Source organism: Pseudoalteromonas sp. BSi20311, from assembly GCF_000239875.1.
In the GTDB taxonomy this organism is placed as follows: domain Bacteria; phylum Pseudomonadota; class Gammaproteobacteria; order Enterobacterales; family Alteromonadaceae; genus Pseudoalteromonas.
This window is the reverse complement of record NZ_BADU01000056.1, coordinates 18,960-34,961: the sequence shown is the minus strand read 5'-3', so window position 1 is coordinate 34,961 and position 16,002 is coordinate 18,960. Positions and strand designations below refer to the sequence as shown.

The following is a 16,002-nucleotide window of genomic DNA, read 5'->3' as shown; positions in this document are numbered from 1 at the left end:
AGTAGTTTAGCAAAAACAGAAAAAAGTGAAGTAAAAAGATTAGCTTAATTACACTTTTTATTTTTAGCTAATCTACTGATGAAACATAAATATGTGGCTAATACAGCCCATATTTATGTTTTGACAGGATATTAATAACTTATTTTAGCTACTGTATACGGCAAACTTGTTGTTTTTGAACACTGTGTGGTAGCTATCAAATTGAGTTTCTAAAATAGGTGGGTATTTTAAAAAGCTATTTGCCACTATGGTCAGTTTGCCTACCTTAGTTAAATGTTGCTTTGCATGCGTTAAAAAAGATTCAGCAACGCTGTAGTCAGTTGCAATCCCGGTATGAAATGGCGGGTTGCTAATAATTAAATCAAACTTGCCAGTAATACTATTTAAGCCATCACTGAGTATGGCTTCACCGTTTACATTATTTAGCTTCAGGGTTTGCGTTGTTGCATAGGCAGCAAGTGCACTTACGTCACTACAGATAAATGTCAGTGCTGGATTTTTTAGCCCTAAAAAAGTAGCAATAAGTCCCGCGCCACAACCAAAATCAAGTACTTTCCCGTGTTTTAAGTTAGGAGCATTCTCTAGTAGCATTTTCGTTCCAGCATCTAGCGCACCATGGTTAAACACACCAGGAATACTGACTGCTGTAAACTCAATATCGCTCACACATACCGTAAACTCTTTATGGTAAGTGCTAATATCAAACGCGCTATTAAGAGTAAGTTCGGAAAATGAATATAAAACACAGTGTTTTGCTGAGTCTATTTTATTACTAAACTCAGCCTTACCAGCGAGTTGCTTTTCAATTGACTTAACACCGCTCTTGTTTTCGCCAACGACTAGTAGCTCTGCATCTTTGCTTATCACTGCGCGTATGTTGTCTAACCCCATTAACAGCTCAGGTTTAGATTTAGGGTAATAAAGTATCACCAAATCATAATCGCCCGCATCAATAGTATGATTAACGGTTACATCAATACCTGATATGTTCTTTGCAAATTCACCATTAGCGTGGTTATAACTAAAAGCGGTTATTTTACTTTGTGGGTTGAGCGTTTTAAGCCCATTTAAAAAGCCATCTTGAACAAAGTTGACCACCAATATTGATTTACCCTTCAACTCTTCACTGTTGCGAAGTAATAGTAGGCTCGGATTGGTTAATACGCTCATAAATGGCTTTACCTTACTTGATTATTTAATTAACGGTTACTTAGTTCGTTCGAACATTAAATCCCATACGCCATGGCCTAAACGGTGACCACGCTGTTCAAATTTAGTCAATGGACGTAGCTCAGGACGAGGAACATATTCGTTAGTCTCTGATTGGTTTTTGTAACCAGGGGCTGCTTGCATCACTTCTAACATATGCTCTGCGTAGTTTTCCCAATCGGTTGCCATGTGAAATACGCCGCCGATTTTTAATTTAGAACGCAGTTTTTCAGCAAACTCAGTTTGTACTATGCGACGCTTATGATGGCGCTTTTTATGCCATGGATCTGGAAAGAATAACTGTAAAGTTGATAAGCTTTCATCGCTTATACAATCAGCAAGAACTTCTACTGCATCGTGTTCAAATACACGAAGATTAGTAACGCCAGCTTCATCAGCATCCATTAAACATGCGCCAACGCCTGGGCGATGAACTTCTATGCCAATAAAGTTAAGATGTGGTGCATTTTTTGCCATTTCAACCAGTGACTTGCCCATACCAAAACCAATTTCTAGCACTACATCATTGTTGTTGCCAAAAACTTCGCTTAAATCAAGTAGGCCGTTCTTGTGTTCAAGCCCCATTGTTGGCCAGCACTTTTCGATTGCAGCAGCTTGACCTTTGGTTAATCGGCCTTCGCGTTTTACAAAACTGCGAATAGTGCGGATGTACTTACCTTCTTGCTTAGCTTGCTCAAGGTTGTTGTTACTTGATTCACTCATATTATTGGCCTGACAAAACAATGTGTTTAAAAATGGTTGCATATTATCCCTGACCGGCGCTAGGTTGACAAGCACTAGGGCGTTATAGCTTGATCTTTTCAGTCACTCCAATAGACTGAGCCGCCATTAAGCATTAGTAAAAAAGTAAATATGTTGGATTTAAAAAAACAGCAGTCAGCTTGGTTTTCTAACCAAGTAGTTGATTGGTATCATCTTTATGGACGCAAAACGTTACCATGGCAATTAGCTAAAACGCCTTATAAAGTGTGGGTATCTGAGGTGATGTTACAGCAAACTCAGGTTGTTACTGTTATTCCTTATTTTGAAAAGTTTATGCAAAGCTTTCCCGATATTATTGCTTTAGCCAATGCTGATGAAGATCAGGTTCTGCATCATTGGACAGGTTTAGGTTATTACGCTCGTGCACGCAATTTGCATAAAACGGCTAAAATAGTTCGGGATAAGTACCAAGGCCAGTTTCCTAGCTCGCTTGAAGAAGTAATGGATTTACCCGGAATAGGGCGCTCTACTGCCGGTGCTGTTTTATCATTATCTTTGGGGCAGCATCACCCTATTCTTGATGGCAATGTTAAAAGAGTGCTTGCTCGTTTTTTTATGGTCGAAGGTTGGTATGGGGTCAAAAAGGTAGAAAATCAGCTTTGGCATTTAAGCGAACAACTCACGCCTAAAAATAATGTGACCGAGTTTAACCAAGCTATGATGGATTTGGGTGCAAGCTTGTGTTCGCGCAGTCGTTTTGATTGTGAGGCGTGCCCATTAAATAGCCGCTGTGGTGCGTTTAACGCTGGTAAAGTTAAGGAATTTCCTCACTCTAAGCCTAAAAAAGTAGTGCCTAAAAAAAGCTGCCACCAGTTAATTATTAAACATAACGACAAAGTGCTTATGGAAAAACGCCCAAACAGCGGTATTTGGGGCGGATTATTTGGATTTTTTGAATTTAATGAGTACAGCGAGCTTGAAACTTTTTTAGCACAACAAGGGCTTGAAAGTGATCTTGATGAAGTAGTACCTTTTACTCATGTATTTTCACATTTTGAGCTTACGATTAACCCACATGTACTGAATATTGAGAAAGCCCCTGATGTAGTCAACGACAAGCAGCTGGTGTGGTATCCACTCGATCAATCAATAGAAGTAGGGTTAGCGGCACCGACTAAAAAGTTGGTTAAACAAATGAGCCCAATAGGTTAAACTATTGGCATTTAGCGTTTAGGGGAACAATCATGGCACGTACAGTATTTTGTCAAAAGTTACAAAAAGAGGCCGAAGGGCTTGGTTTTCAGTTATACCCTGGTGAACTTGGTGAGAAAATTTTTAATAATATTTCTAAAGAAGCCTGGGGGCAATGGCAGCATAAGCAAACGATGCTGATCAACGAAAAGCATTTAAACATGATGGATCCAGAGCATCGTACTTTTTTAGAAGAGCAAATGGTTGGCTTTTTATTCGAAGGTAAAGAGGTTGAGATTGAAGGCTATAAGCCAGTAGAAAAATAAATTAACCTCTGTTTATGTAAAATTACTAAAAAAGGGCTATTAGCCCTTTTTTATTGTCATAATAACGCTCTCAGAAACATACGATCTTAGCTAAACAAGTTCGTCCTGTTCCTCATTATTTCTAATTTGTTCTTTTAAGAACTGTGCTGCTTTTGAGTATTCAATTTCGAGTTCATCTCTCATTTCAATTAACTCATCAGCATTTATCTCATCGCTCTTACACTTATCTTCAAATGACTGCGCTAAATCAGCAACAATATTAGCTCCTACTGTTTTTGATATAGATTTTAATTGATGGCAGGCAGATAAAATTTCAGCTTTGTTACTTTGCAACACAGCAAAGTTAATCGCTTTAATTTGTTCTTGGCTCTGTTCTAAATACATTTTAAAGAAGCGGATTATTTTAGCATCATCGCCATTTATGTACTTATTCGCTGATTCCATATCAATAGGCATAACAGACTTTTCGGCCGAATTCACCTGTTGTGGTTGTTCGCTGTATAAATCACTCCATTGCTTTAATGTGTCTTCAAGTGCATTAAGCTCAATAGGTTTAGTAATAAAGTCGTTAATACCCACTGCTAAACATCGCTCTCTCTCTCCCTTTAGAGCATTGGCAGTGACAGCAATAATATAAGGTTGTGCGTCAATTGATTCGAGTAATGAAGCTTCTTCTCTAATTTTTTCAACCATGTCGTAGCCAGACATTTTTGGCATATGTAAATCGGTTAAAATGAGCGAGTAGCTATTTTTACGCCACATATCTAAACCTTCTTCACCGTTATTAGCCACCTCTACACTGTAACCTAGTATATGTAGTTGTTCGGTGAGTACCTCTTGGTTCAATCGGTTATCTTCTACTAATAATACCAGCCTATTTGCAGCGAGTGCCTCTTCTGAACTTAGGTAGTGATTCATCGTTCTGGCTTTTTTAATTTGCTTAGGCTTATGTAAGCCGGCTGCCACTAAAATTGAAAGCATAAAGTTAGATTTACACAAAGGGGAGGCGTTAATATAAAAAATATTTTTATGGTTAATAACCGCTTCATCTAACTTACTTAATACCACCATTTGTTGGTTATTATCTTCTAATGAGTAAAGTAAACTTCTTAGTAGGGTACTAATACTACTCATGTCATCAATACCATCAACAACCCAAATAATATCCTTGGTTTCTTGATGAGCTTCTATATCTTGCTGCTCATGAGCATAGGTTATTTTAGCTCCCATAAATGACAAGTAACGGTAAATTACTTTGCCGCGTTCTGCGTTGTTACTAACAACAATGACATGTTTACCATTAAGTGTATTTTTATGGGCAAATTCAATTTTACCTGCGGTTGAAAAGGGCAGTTCAACAGTAAACTCACTACCTATCCCTTCATGACTTGTTACATGAATGGTACCAAGCATTAGCTCAGTTAAGCTTTTGCAAATTGAAAGCCCAAGCCCTGTACCACCGAACTCTCGCGTAATTGAGTTTTCTGCTTGGGTGAACGGGTTAAAGATTTTTCTCAACTGAGATTGACTCATTCCTTTACCGTTATCACTTACGCAAAAACGCAATGTAAAGTGATCGGCGGTGTTATGTGCTACTTCTACTGATATTCTTACTTTCCCCTGGGTTGTACCATTGGTACTGGTAAACTTGATGGCATTACTACATAAGTTATATAGCACTTGGCGCACTCTAACAGAGTCACCCTTAAGGTTATTGGGTATATCGGGGGCAATTGATAAATCGAGTTCTAAGTGGCGATTTTTAGCAACCGACGATAACACCTTAGCAACTTCTTCTAGCGTATCGGCAACGGAAAACGGAACTGGATCTATATTGAGCTTTCCAGCCTCAATTTTAGAAAAATCTAAAATATCATCTAAAATACTTAATAACGAAAATGCTGATTCACGAATAATAGTACTTAAACGTTGCTGGGCACCATCAAGCTCTGTTTGACGAAGTAAATCAATAGTGCCAATTACGCCATTCATTGGTGTTCTTATTTCATGACTCATAGTGGCTAAAAAGGTGGTTTTAGTTTCGCTGGCTTTTAATGCTTTTTGAGTTTGCTTTTCTAATTCAAATGTTCTGCTTTGTACTTCTGTTTCAAGGCTAGTTTGTAGTTTTTTTAATTCTTTTTGTGCAGCCTGATCGTCAGCTTGAACCGTACTTACTTTTTTTAGCAGCAAGTTAATTTGTTGAGCAACGGTTTCTAATCCCCCTTCAAGCTGCTCATTAAGGGTGCTTTGATAATTATCATTTTGTGTAATTGCTTTGAGTTCTTGAGTGAGAGAGTCTGTGTTTTTATGTAATCGCTTATTAATGTACTTATTAAACACTATGGCTAATAAAAACAGCGCTATTAGAGCTACAATACCGGCAAAAAAGGCATTCATTAGTGAACTTTGGGGCGAAGGTAAAGTTAAAGGTTGTTTTTGCTCAATAATAAGTTCAGCAATGATCTGCCCATCCACTGAAATAACATGATGCAGTATGCCTTGTTGTTTAATGTGCTTATTAATGGCTAAAGGTGCAATTGAATTATTATTATTGCTATAAATTAGCTCTGCTTGATTGTTGGCATTAAAACGGTGCAGAGTATATTTAAAATCATTGTTGAGTAAGCTTGCAATGTCAAAAAGTGGTTTGGCCTTGTCTTGTCCGTATAATGTTAGTGCTTCTACAATGGGCTGCTCAAGACTTTCAGCAAGTTTAGTGACCGCGATGGTGGAGGCTGAGGAAAGTTCATTGTTCTTAGCATTGTTTTGTGAGTAAAGCGAATAGGCGACTATAGATAATGTGGTTATTATAAGGTTACTAACTAAAAATAAAGGTAGTAGGCCTTTTATTGCTGAAGAGAACTTACTCTGCATGAGTTTTCCTATCGTGGTATTATTAAAACGGTAAGCCTGTACCGAAAGTTATGGACCAATCGTAACACCTAAAAAAAATAATTCACTACGTTTTTTAAACTCTTTTGTTGAATAAATGCACGGTGTTAACGAAAATGCTGGTTAGTTGTTTGAAAACCGTTCAAACGGTTATAAAGAATAAAAAAAAAGTTGACTTGTAAGGGCAAAACTCGTTTAATACGCCGCACGCCCAGATAGCCAAGTCAGTAGAGTTTGGTGGGAATTGCATTAAAAATCTGTTTAGATTTTTAATCAGCACTGTATAAGTGCCTCGATAGCTCAGTTGGTAGAGCAGAGGATTGAAAATCCTCGTGTCCCTGGTTCGATTCCGGGTCGAGGCACCATTTACAAAGAAGTTATCAATCTTTAAAATTGATAAAGTGCCTTAGCACACAGTTTAGTGTGCCGACTTAGCTCAGCTGGTAGAGCAACTGACTTGTAATCAGTAGGTCAACCGTTCGACTCGGTTAGTCGGCACCATTTATTTCAGATAATTTAAAAGAGCAACTGACTTGTAATCAGTAACTCATCTAAGTTATCCGTTCGACTCGGTTAGTCGGCACCATTTATTTAAATAGTTAGTTTAACTATTTGCACTGTTTAAGTGCCTCGATAGCTCAGTTGGTAGAGCAGAGGATTGAAAATCCTCGTGTCCCTGGTTCGATTCCGGGTCGAGGCACCATTTATACAAAGCCTCGCACATGCGGGGTTTTTTGTTTCTGAATTTAGCTGAGCTATTGTTCGGCATCGAACTACGTTCGATTATAAAATACATCCTTGTATTTTCCCCTTCGGGCCATCTTTGAGATGTTAAAAATTGTTCCTGACAATTTTTTGCCGGGTCGAGGCACCATTTATACAAAGCCTCGCATATGCGGGGCTTTTTTGTTTCTATTCTAAATTTGGCTCAGCATCAAACTACCTTCCATCTCAAAATATATTTATAATTTTATTCCGCTTTAGCTGGTGTAATGCCAACAGTAAATCCTGCCGTCTTTTCTATATTCACTTTTTAAGAGTTTAAATTAACTTTTTGATTAAAAGTTGGCTTGCTGATTTTTTTGTGATCATTGTGTTAACACTTGGCGTATTGAGTGAACTTATAATTTCATCGCAAGCTATGTAATGTTATGTAAAGTCAATTGAGCAAAGTTTGCTAAAGTGATTGAATAACATTCATAAATAGCACTAATCAGGTTTAAATATGATGTGGCAATGTAAGCCATCTTTATTAGCAATAAGCATTATAATGCTAAGCGGTTGTGCGAGTAATTTAAACCCGCAACAACGTGAGCGAGCGCCGAGTGCACTACCTACCCAATGGCAGCAAGCTGCCGCTAAATCGGTAATAGCCGTAAACGATACTTGGTTCAATAAGCTAGCTTCACCAACAGTAAAGCAGCTAGTTACGCAAGCGCTTAAAAATAATCAACAACTACGACAAGAGCGTTTCGATGTAGAAATACAAAAACAACAATTAATTATTACTGGTGCTGCATTGTGGCCTAGCTTAGATATTTCATCACGGGTGGGGCGCAGTAAAAACAATCGCCCTGTTAGTTATAATAATTCGAGCTCTGTATCGTTAGAGTTAGGTTATGAAATTGATTTATGGGGTAAGCTTTCAAACGCAAAACGCAGGGACAATCTTAACTACCTTGCTCAGCAAGCTCGTTATGAGCAGGCTAAACAACAGCTTATTGCAGATGTTGTAACTAATTGGTTTAACCTAATCAGTGCAGAGCAATTACTTGATTTATTTAAGCGCAGAGAAGCTAATGCTAAACAAAACCTCGAGATTATTGAGTCGGGTTATCGCCAAGGTTTAAATGAAGCGTTAGATGTTTATTTGGCGCGTAACGAATTAAATAATGAACGCTCACGTATAGCCACTCAGCAAGCAAATTTAAGTCAATCTGCTCGTCGTCTTGAGCGCTTGTTGGGCGAGTATCCAAAAGGATTACTGGCGGCTAATCACGACTTACCCGTTATTAATGACGATATTCCTCTTGGTCTCCCCTCAGAGCTTATTACTCGTAAACCCACATTACGTGCTAGTTGGTATCAATTGTTAGCCACAGATGCTTCACTGGCTTATGCTCATAAACAGCGTTTCCCAAGTTTAAACTTAAGTGCAGGCTTAAGTGATAGTACTAGCAGGGTAAGCGACTTATTTTCTCCATCAAGCCTAGCATGGTCTCTGATAGGTAGTATTTCAGCTCCTATTTTTAATGGTGGGCGACTTGCTGCCAACGAAGAAATAGCCAGTTTACAAACGCAAAAGCAAGAGCAAGCTTATCTGCAGTCTTTGTATGATGCATTTAGCGATGTTGAAAATGCTATTTCGCAACAGCAGTCACTCAAAGCGCGCTACCAAAGTACATTACAAGCACAAGAGAATGCGTTAGCCGCCGAACAACTATCGTTTGAACAATATCAAAGTGGCTTAGTTAGCTACACCACAGTACTTGATGCGCAAGCCCGTTCATTTGATGCGCAAAGCTCACTGATTGAAATTAAAAATCAACTACTAACTAACCGAATTAATTTACATGTTGCCCTTGGTGGCGATTTTGTAAAATCAATATCCGTACAGGATGAACAAGCAATATGAAACTCAATAAACAAAAAATAATTGTTCCTGCCGCTATCATCATAGCTACACTTTTTTTAGTGATGTTTATTAAAGGCAATCCACCAACCGCATCACGTCTTTCAGCGCCACCGAAAGCAAAAATTAATGTTGCAGTAAAGCCATTACAGTTAATTGACTACCCAGTTGAAATTGATAGTTTTGGTACGGTTAAACCGCGGACTCAGAGTATGTTAGTGGCTCAAGTTTCTGGTCAAATTATCGATATAAATGAGCAGTTTCGCGAAGGTGGCTTTTTTGCCAAAGATGATGTGCTATTGCAACTAGATGATCGCGATTTAAAAGCGGAAGTTAAATCTGCACAAGCTAACTTATTAAATGCAGAGCAAAGTTTGTTAGAAGAGCAAGCTCGTGGTCGCCAAGCATTGACCGACTGGCAGCGCTTAGGGAATGAGTCTGAACCAAGCATATTAGTGCTTAGAAAGCCGCAGCTAGCAGCAGCCCAAGCACAGGTTTTATCAGCTCAAGCACAGCTAGAAAAAGCACAACTCAATCTTGAGCGCACTAAAATTAAAGCGCCCTATGCTGGACGAGTATTAAACCGCAGTGTCGACCTAGGTCAGGTGGTGTCTAATAACATGCAGTTAGCGACTATTTATGCCACTGACAGTGTTGAAATACGCTTACCAATCAAAAATAAAGATCTGCCTTTTATTAATTTACCAGAGCAATATCGAGATGGTGCTAAAAATCAGCGTGGCTCAGCGGTTAACTTCACTTCTGATTTAATTGGCGAGCAACAATGGCAAGGCCAACTTATTCGTACTGAGGGCGCAATAGATGAAAGCGCCCAGCAATTATATGTAGTGGCTAAAATTAACGACCCCTATAAATCAACTAGTGATAATCAATATCCAGTAAAAATAGGCCAATATGTTAAAGCTAAAATTAATGGCAAAGTCGCCTCTCAGGTACTCGTTATTCCTAATAGTGCGATATATCAAGGCAGTTATGTTTATGTGGTTGAAAATGGCACACTACAGCGTAAAAATATTGCCTTAGCATGGCAAAATGCACAGCAAGGCATTGTAAAAAAAGGTTTAGAAGCTGGTAGCCAGTTAGTGTTAACACCGCTTGGGCAGGTAAGTTCAGGTACACCTGTACAGGTAATGGGTGCTACTCCTAAGGCACAAAAACGAGGAGAGCAGCCATGATCGCTTGGTTTACTCGTAACCATGTGGCTGCCAATTTACTGCTCATTAGTATTGTGTTGGGTGGATTATTCAGCCTTTCTTCTAAATTGCCTTTAGAAGTATTCCCTTCGTTTGTTTCTGATCGGATTAATATTAGCGTGAGCTTACGTGGTTCAACCCCTGAAGATGCAGAAAAAGGGGTCACCATACGTATAGAAGAAGCATTACAAGATCTCGAAGGTATTAAACAAATATCAAGTCGCTCTTCTGAGGGATCATCACAAGTCAGTGTCGAAGTTGATACCGGCTACGATGAGCGTGAACTGTTAGCGGATATAAAAAGCCGTGTTGATGCCATTAATACTTTTCCAGCGGATGCAGAAAAACCAGTAATAGGGTTAATCCAGCGTAAGCGTGAAGTAATTGCTGTTACAGTTTCAAGCGACTACAACGAAAAAGAAACCTTAGAATACGCAGAGCAAGTACGTGATCAATTACTGCGAATTCCGGCTATTACCCAAGTTGAACTAAGCGGCGTACGCAACTATGAGCTGGCAATTGAAGTAAGCCAAGATACGCTGCGCCAATACGATTTAACCCTGGCACAAGTATCTAGCGCTATTGCTAATTCAAGCTCAGACATTTCTGCCGGTAATCTTAAAACAGAGGGCGGTGATGTACTTATTCGCTCAAAAGGGCAAGCCTATCGAAAAGATGAATTTGCCAACATAGTGATAAAAAATCAGGCTGATGGCACCATTATTCGTTTAAGTGATATCGCAACCATTAACGATGACTTTGAAGAAACCCCCGTGCGCACCCGCTTTAATGGTAAGCAAGCGGCTTTTATAGATGTGTATCGTATTGGTCCGCAAAGTGCGATAGAAGTGGCTGATGCAGTTAAGAATTATATTACCAGTGAGCAAGCTAATTTACCGCAAGGGTTTTACCTGAGCTATTGGGATGATGACTCTGAGGTAGTAAAGAGTCGTATTGCAACACTGACTAGTAATGCCTTACAAGGTGGTATTTTAGTACTGGGATTGCTGACTTTATTTTTAAGACCAGCCATTGCGTTTTGGGTGTTTATTGGTATCCCGGTTTCGTTTATGGGTGCATTTATGGCAATGGCGGCATTTGGTGTCACCATTAATGTTATTAGCTTATTCGGTTTTATACTCGTGCTGGGGATTGTGGTGGACGATGCCATTGTCACTGGGGAAAACGTGTATACCCACTTAAAAACTGCTAAATCCGGTGAAGAGGCTGCCATAAAAGGGACTCAAGAAGTTGCTACGCCCGTTACTTTTGGGGTACTTACAACCGTAGCTGCTTTTTTACCCTTAGGTTTTATAGAAGGCGCTCGCGGCGCTATTTTTGCGCAAATTCCGGTGGTGGTTATTCCTGTTTTATTATTCTCTCTTATAGAGTCTAAATTTGTCTTACCTGCGCATTTAAAATATATCAAACTGCGTCAACAAAAAGGCGAAGGCTCTAAATTGGAACAACTTCAACAGCGTTTTGCAGATGGTTTTGAACATGCCATTTTAAAATATTATCAACCGGTATTGGGGTTAGCACTACGTAATAAATTGGCTACAGTCAGTTTATTTATGGGCGTATTTTTAATTATTTTAACTATGATCACCAGTGGTTGGACTAAGTTTATTTTCTTCCCGCGGATCCCAAGTGAAACTGTACGCGTTAATTTAACTTTTCCTGCAGGCACCCCGTTTGAGGTTACCAATAAATACATTATTGATATGTCAGATAAAGCCAGAGAGCTTCAGCGTAAGTATCAAGATGAAGAAACAGGACAAAGTATTATCCTTAACATTTTAGCCAGCACTGGTGGAAGAGGAGGGGCTGCTAACTCGGGTAGTGTGCGCTTTGAAATCACCCCAGCAGAACAGCGAGAGTCAGATATCGGCTCGCGTGAATTGGTAAAAGAGTGGCGGCAACTGATAGGTATAGTGCCAGGAGCTGAAAGCTTAACATTCAGAGCTGAGATAGGCCGAAGCTCAAACCCTATAGATGTTCAATTATCGGGTAATTCTATTAGCACACTGCAAACTGTTGCTGAGCAAATTAAACAACGTTTAGCGACGTACCCCAGTGTATTTGATATTGCCGATAGCATGTCTGACGGTAAGGAAGAGCTGCAAATAGAGTTAACAGAGCAAGGATTAGCCCTTGGGCTAAATAGGGTTGATGTATCAAGGCAAGTGCGTAACTCATTTTTTGGTGTACAAGTGCAACGCATTCAACGCGGGCGCGATGATGTGCGCGTTATGGTGCGCTTACCTATAGATGAAAGACGCTCAGTTGCTGATTTAAAAGATATATTAATACAAACGCCTAATGGTGGGCGAGTGCCGTTATCGCACGTAGCCACTTTAGTACCGGGTCAAAGCCCATCAACTATTACCCGTATCGACCGTTACCGTACGCTTAATGTATCGGCAGATGTAGAAAAAACCGATACCAATATGACCGTTTTACAAGCCGATTTAAAGGCTTATTTAGATGAGTTAGTTCAACAGTACCCAGGTGTTAGCCACTCGCTTGAAGGCGAAGCGAAAGAGCAGCGCGAATCGTTTGGTTCGTTACTGTGGGGAATGATCTTTGTCTTCTTTGTCATTTATGGATTACTCGCCATTCCCTTTAAATCATACTTACAACCGCTGGTGGTGATGAGTATTATTCCTTTTGGCATGATAGGCGCGGTAATCGGTCATTGGATAATGGGGATGGAGCTTACCATAATGAGCTTACTAGGCATGCTTGCGTTAATTGGTGTGGTTGTGAATGACTCGTTAGTACTGGTTGATTTTATTAATAAGAAGCGCAGTGAAGGGCTCGATTTAATGGAAGCGGTTAAAACTGCTGGCGTAGCGCGTTTTCGACCGGTTATGCTCACTAGTTTAACCACCTTTATAGGCTTAATGCCATTGCTGTTTGAAAAGGCGACTCAAGCGCAGTTTTTAATTCCTATGGCTGTGAGCTTAGGGTTCGGGATCATATTTGCGACCTTTATAACTTTATTACTTGTTCCAGTTAACTATATGCTTATGGAGCGCTTTCAAGGTTGGTTTAAGTAGTGTTAGGCATTAGAAAGACAAAGGGATAGGCGTTAGAAATAAAATTAAATATCGGGCTGTGGAGACGCAGTTCGATATATTTAAAGACGAAAGATAGGGAATATTTAGTCTAAAGAAATGCTTAAGAACCTAAGCTATAAAGGAAGGTGTTCCCCGAGCATGCGGTGCCGGTGTCAGTCCTGAAACCTTGAGGTTTCAGGGCGGAAATCTGCGGTCTACCGTAGGCTTCTCGGTACATGCCGAGCTTGCACAATAGTAGACGAACAAAAATCCTAGTATAAAATTTATCGGCTCAGGGACTTAACCAAGCTCCTTCACCCCAGGGAACAAATTCAGTATATAAGACATATTCCAATCCTTAAACCCCAATCGTAAAAAATTACACTGTTCGCTCAGTTTTCCTGCAAATTTAGGGTCTGTTGACCTTTGCGGATTAAAATTTGTTCAAACTAGGGGCGGTTTAATCGCGGCGCGAGGTTTGTAACCTAGTGGGCTAAGTAAAAACCGAGCAACAAAGAGTAAATCGCCCCTAGGCAGAACCCTTCGGGCAGCGCCTGTTTGGCATTGATGCTGCGTTATCGCCTATTTATGGGGAATAACCACACCACACCACACCACATAGGCTCTGCCTTGCCTAAATACCAAACAGACTGCTGCAAATTTAACCTTGAAGGGTCAACAGACCCTAATCTTGTATTTACTTTTAAGATTGCTTTTTGAACTCAATTTGCTTTTCAATCGCTTGCTTTTGACCTCAGTCATAGAATTCATTGGAGTTGCTTTTTATCGAGTGGTAGCATTGCTTTAATTAGCAAAGCGAAGACGTCATTATGAATAACTTACCAGATTACGAAAAAGCCCAACTTCTTTTAGAGAAAAATGAAATATTTGTATCACCCGCAGAAGCGCATGGCGTTATTAGCGGCTTACTTGCTTGTGGGCTAAGCATTGACGATAAAGAGTATTTAGGCTTACTGAGCGATGTATTTAATGATGGCGAGTCGTTTAGCAACGATTTAAAACAGTTTTTTGGCCAAATTTATCAACAAGTGGTTGAAAGTTTTAATAACGAAGAGTTTCAATTTGACTTGTTTTTACCTAGTGATGACGAAACACTCATCGATCAGGCCAACGGGCTCGTATCATGGGTAGCTGGGTTTATGTTGGGCTTTGGCTTAAAGCAAAAAGACTATGGCAAGCTGTCGGCAGATGTAAAAGAAGTGATCAGTGACTTTAGCGAAATTACACGCCTAGATACAACCTTTGAAGAAACCGAAGAAGATAGCCAAGCACTGCATGAAGTGATTGAGTACGTCCGCGTATCGGCGCTTCTGTGTTTTGCTGAGCTTGGCAAAGAGCAAAATCCACAAAGCAACAAAAAAACACTGCATTAATTGAGCAACACAATAAAAGTAATGGGTTAGTTATTAATGGTTGAAATACAAAAGTCAGAGTTTAAAGCGCGCCGCGAGCGTTTATTGGCGGCAATGGATAATAACAGTATTGCTATAATTCCCGCAGCAACAGAACTCACGCGTAGCCGTGATACACATTATCCGTTTCGACAAGACAGTGACTTTTTTTACTTAACTGGTTTTAACGAACCCGATGCCGTGTTGGTGCTTTGCAAAAACAGTGATACACCCTCACTATTATTTTGCTTAGATAAAGACAAACTTGCAGAGGTATGGCACGGCAGACGCATTGGTTTTGAAAAAGCACAAAGCGAATACTTATTCGACAAAACTTATGCACTTAGTGAGCTAAATGAACAATTATTGAATTTGGTGAACGGCCAACAGATTTTATTTTATGCACAAGGGACGTATCCTGCCTTTGATGGCAAAGTATTTTCAATGCTTAACACTTTGCGCAGTGCCCCTAAAAAAGGGGATGCAGCACCGAGTACAATTAAAGATATTCGCTCTTTATTGCATGAAATGCGCTTATTTAAATCGCCAGGCGAAATTAACATTATGCGTGAGGGCTGTGAAATAAGCGCTCGAGCACACATGCGAGCCATGCGTTTTTCCCACGTTGGCGCAACCGAGTTTCAACTAGAAGCTGAGCTTCATCATCACTATGCAATGAATGGGGCGCCACATCCTGCTTATGGCACTATTGTCGGCAGTGGCGATAACGCCAATATTTTGCATTACACCCAAAATAGCGACGTATTAAACAATGGCGACTTAGTACTGATTGATTCAGGTTGTGAACTACAAGGCTACGCCGCCGATATAACGCGTACTTTCCCGGTTAACGGTAAATTTAGCACCGAGCAAGCTGCGCTTTATAATATTGTGCTTAAAGCGCAAGAAGTCGCATTTAGCGAAATAAAACCCGGAGGCCTCTTATCTCAGGCAAATAAGCTCGCTATGCAAGTGCTAACCCAAGGGTTACTCGATTTAGATATTTTAACCGGCGATTTTGATGAGTTAATGGCACAAGGTGCCTGTAAAGAATACTACATGCATGGCCTTGGTCACTGGTTAGGACTTGATGTTCATGATGTGGGTGATTATAAGGTTAATAACCAAGATCGCGCCTTAGAGCCGGGTATGGTGCTAACCATTGAGCCTGGGCTGTATATTAGTAAAGACTCAAATGCGCCTCAAAAATACCAAGGTATAGGTATTCGTATTGAAGATAACTTATTAGTAACTGATTCAGGTCACGACAACTTAACCATTAGTGTGCCTAAAACAATTAGTGAAATAGAAGCGCTAATGCAAAGCGCTAAAAACGCATAA

Annotated in this window: 10 protein-coding genes, 3 tRNA genes and 1 other RNA gene; 10 read left to right on the top strand and 4 right to left on the bottom strand. The window is 39.9% G+C overall.

Annotated features, from left to right (window positions below; translation table 11 throughout):
* Positions 1 to 144: 144 nt before the first annotated feature.
* Complete coding sequence (locus tag P20311_RS05190; protein ID WP_008110442.1) at positions 145 to 1,170, bottom strand: methyltransferase; 1,026 nt, start codon at positions 1,168 to 1,170, stop codon at positions 145 to 147.
* Positions 1,171 to 1,206: 36 nt separating this feature from the next.
* Positions 1,207 to 1,932, bottom strand: a complete 726-nt coding sequence (gene trmB, locus P20311_RS05185) for a tRNA (guanosine(46)-N7)-methyltransferase TrmB (protein WP_036933398.1) — start codon at positions 1,930 to 1,932, stop codon at positions 1,207 to 1,209.
* Between the two features lie 150 nt (positions 1,933 to 2,082).
* On the opposite strand from trmB, the gene mutY reads away from it, so the two are divergent.
* A complete protein-coding gene (gene mutY, locus P20311_RS05180; protein ID WP_008110440.1) occupies positions 2,083 to 3,144 on the top strand; it encodes an A/G-specific adenine glycosylase in 1,062 nt (353 codons plus the stop codon).
* A 32-nt stretch (positions 3,145 to 3,176) separates the two neighbouring features.
* Positions 3,177 to 3,449 (top strand): oxidative damage protection protein, encoded by a 273-nt coding sequence (locus tag P20311_RS05175; RefSeq protein WP_008110439.1) that lies wholly within the window; start codon positions 3,177 to 3,179, stop codon positions 3,447 to 3,449.
* Positions 3,450 to 3,539: 90 nt separating this feature from the next.
* Here the strand turns inward: P20311_RS05175 and P20311_RS05170 are convergent, their stop codons facing one another.
* Positions 3,540 to 6,323, bottom strand: coding sequence for an ATP-binding protein (locus tag P20311_RS05170; protein ID WP_008110438.1), 2,784 nt, complete (start codon positions 6,321 to 6,323; stop codon positions 3,540 to 3,542).
* 307 nt (positions 6,324 to 6,630) lie between these two features.
* Here P20311_RS05170 and P20311_RS05165 point away from each other — a divergent pair.
* The 6 genes from P20311_RS05165 to P20311_RS05140 all read left to right on the top strand — a co-directional run bounded on the left by P20311_RS05165 (position 6,631) and on the right by P20311_RS05140 (position 13,249).
* Positions 6,631 to 6,706, top strand: a tRNA-Phe gene (locus tag P20311_RS05165).
* Between the two features lie 60 nt (positions 6,707 to 6,766).
* A tRNA-Thr gene (locus tag P20311_RS05160) sits at positions 6,767 to 6,842 on the top strand.
* A 126-nt stretch (positions 6,843 to 6,968) separates the two neighbouring features.
* Positions 6,969 to 7,044: transfer RNA gene (locus tag P20311_RS05155), tRNA-Phe, on the top strand.
* A 522-nt stretch (positions 7,045 to 7,566) separates the two neighbouring features.
* Positions 7,567 to 8,976 (top strand): TolC family protein, encoded by a 1,410-nt coding sequence (locus tag P20311_RS05150; protein WP_008110436.1) that lies wholly within the window; start codon positions 7,567 to 7,569, stop codon positions 8,974 to 8,976.
* On the top strand, positions 8,973 to 10,169 hold the full coding sequence (locus P20311_RS05145; RefSeq protein ID WP_008110433.1) for an efflux RND transporter periplasmic adaptor subunit: 1,197 nt from the start codon (positions 8,973 to 8,975) through the stop codon (positions 10,167 to 10,169). The genes P20311_RS05150 and P20311_RS05145 overlap by 4 nt, the downstream gene beginning before the upstream one ends.
* Positions 10,166 to 13,249, top strand: coding sequence for an efflux RND transporter permease subunit (locus tag P20311_RS05140; protein WP_008110431.1), 3,084 nt, complete (start codon positions 10,166 to 10,168; stop codon positions 13,247 to 13,249). Before P20311_RS05145 ends, P20311_RS05140 begins: the two co-directional genes overlap by 4 nt.
* A gap of 146 nt (positions 13,250 to 13,395) precedes the next feature.
* Here P20311_RS05140 and ssrS read toward each other — a convergent pair.
* A non-coding RNA gene (gene ssrS, locus P20311_RS18605) (6S RNA) lies at positions 13,396 to 13,578 on the bottom strand.
* Between the two features lie 501 nt (positions 13,579 to 14,079).
* On the opposite strand from ssrS, the gene P20311_RS05135 reads away from it, so the two are divergent.
* Together P20311_RS05135 and pepP are read left to right on the top strand one after the other, a co-directional pair.
* Positions 14,080 to 14,643, top strand: coding sequence for a UPF0149 family protein (locus tag P20311_RS05135; protein WP_008110427.1), 564 nt, complete (start codon positions 14,080 to 14,082; stop codon positions 14,641 to 14,643).
* A gap of 36 nt (positions 14,644 to 14,679) precedes the next feature.
* Complete coding sequence (pepP, locus tag P20311_RS05130; RefSeq protein WP_008110426.1) at positions 14,680 to 16,002, top strand: Xaa-Pro aminopeptidase; 1,323 nt, start codon at positions 14,680 to 14,682, stop codon at positions 16,000 to 16,002.

Excerpts from the sequence above, each read along its gene's own strand:
- pepP (WP_008110426.1), top strand. The coding sequence starts at position 14,680 with ATGGTTGAAATACAAAAGTCAGAGTTTAAAGCGCGCCGCGAGCGTTTA.
- mutY (WP_008110440.1), top strand. The coding sequence starts at position 2,083 with ATGTTGGATTTAAAAAAACAGCAGTCAGCTTGGTTTTCTAACCAAGTA.
- P20311_RS05190 (WP_008110442.1), bottom strand. The coding sequence starts at position 1,170 with ATGAGCGTATTAACCAATCCGAGCCTACTATTACTTCGCAACAGTGAA.
- P20311_RS05145 (WP_008110433.1), top strand. The coding sequence starts at position 8,973 with ATGAAACTCAATAAACAAAAAATAATTGTTCCTGCCGCTATCATCATA.
- P20311_RS05170 (WP_008110438.1), bottom strand. The coding sequence starts at position 6,323 with ATGCAGAGTAAGTTCTCTTCAGCAATAAAAGGCCTACTACCTTTATTT.
- P20311_RS05150 (WP_008110436.1), top strand. The coding sequence starts at position 7,567 with ATGATGTGGCAATGTAAGCCATCTTTATTAGCAATAAGCATTATAATG.
- P20311_RS05135 (WP_008110427.1), top strand. The coding sequence starts at position 14,080 with ATGAATAACTTACCAGATTACGAAAAAGCCCAACTTCTTTTAGAGAAA.
- P20311_RS05175 (WP_008110439.1), top strand. The coding sequence starts at position 3,177 with ATGGCACGTACAGTATTTTGTCAAAAGTTACAAAAAGAGGCCGAAGGG.
- trmB (WP_036933398.1), bottom strand. The coding sequence starts at position 1,932 with ATGAGTGAATCAAGTAACAACAACCTTGAGCAAGCTAAGCAAGAAGGT.
- P20311_RS05140 (WP_008110431.1), top strand. The coding sequence starts at position 10,166 with ATGATCGCTTGGTTTACTCGTAACCATGTGGCTGCCAATTTACTGCTC.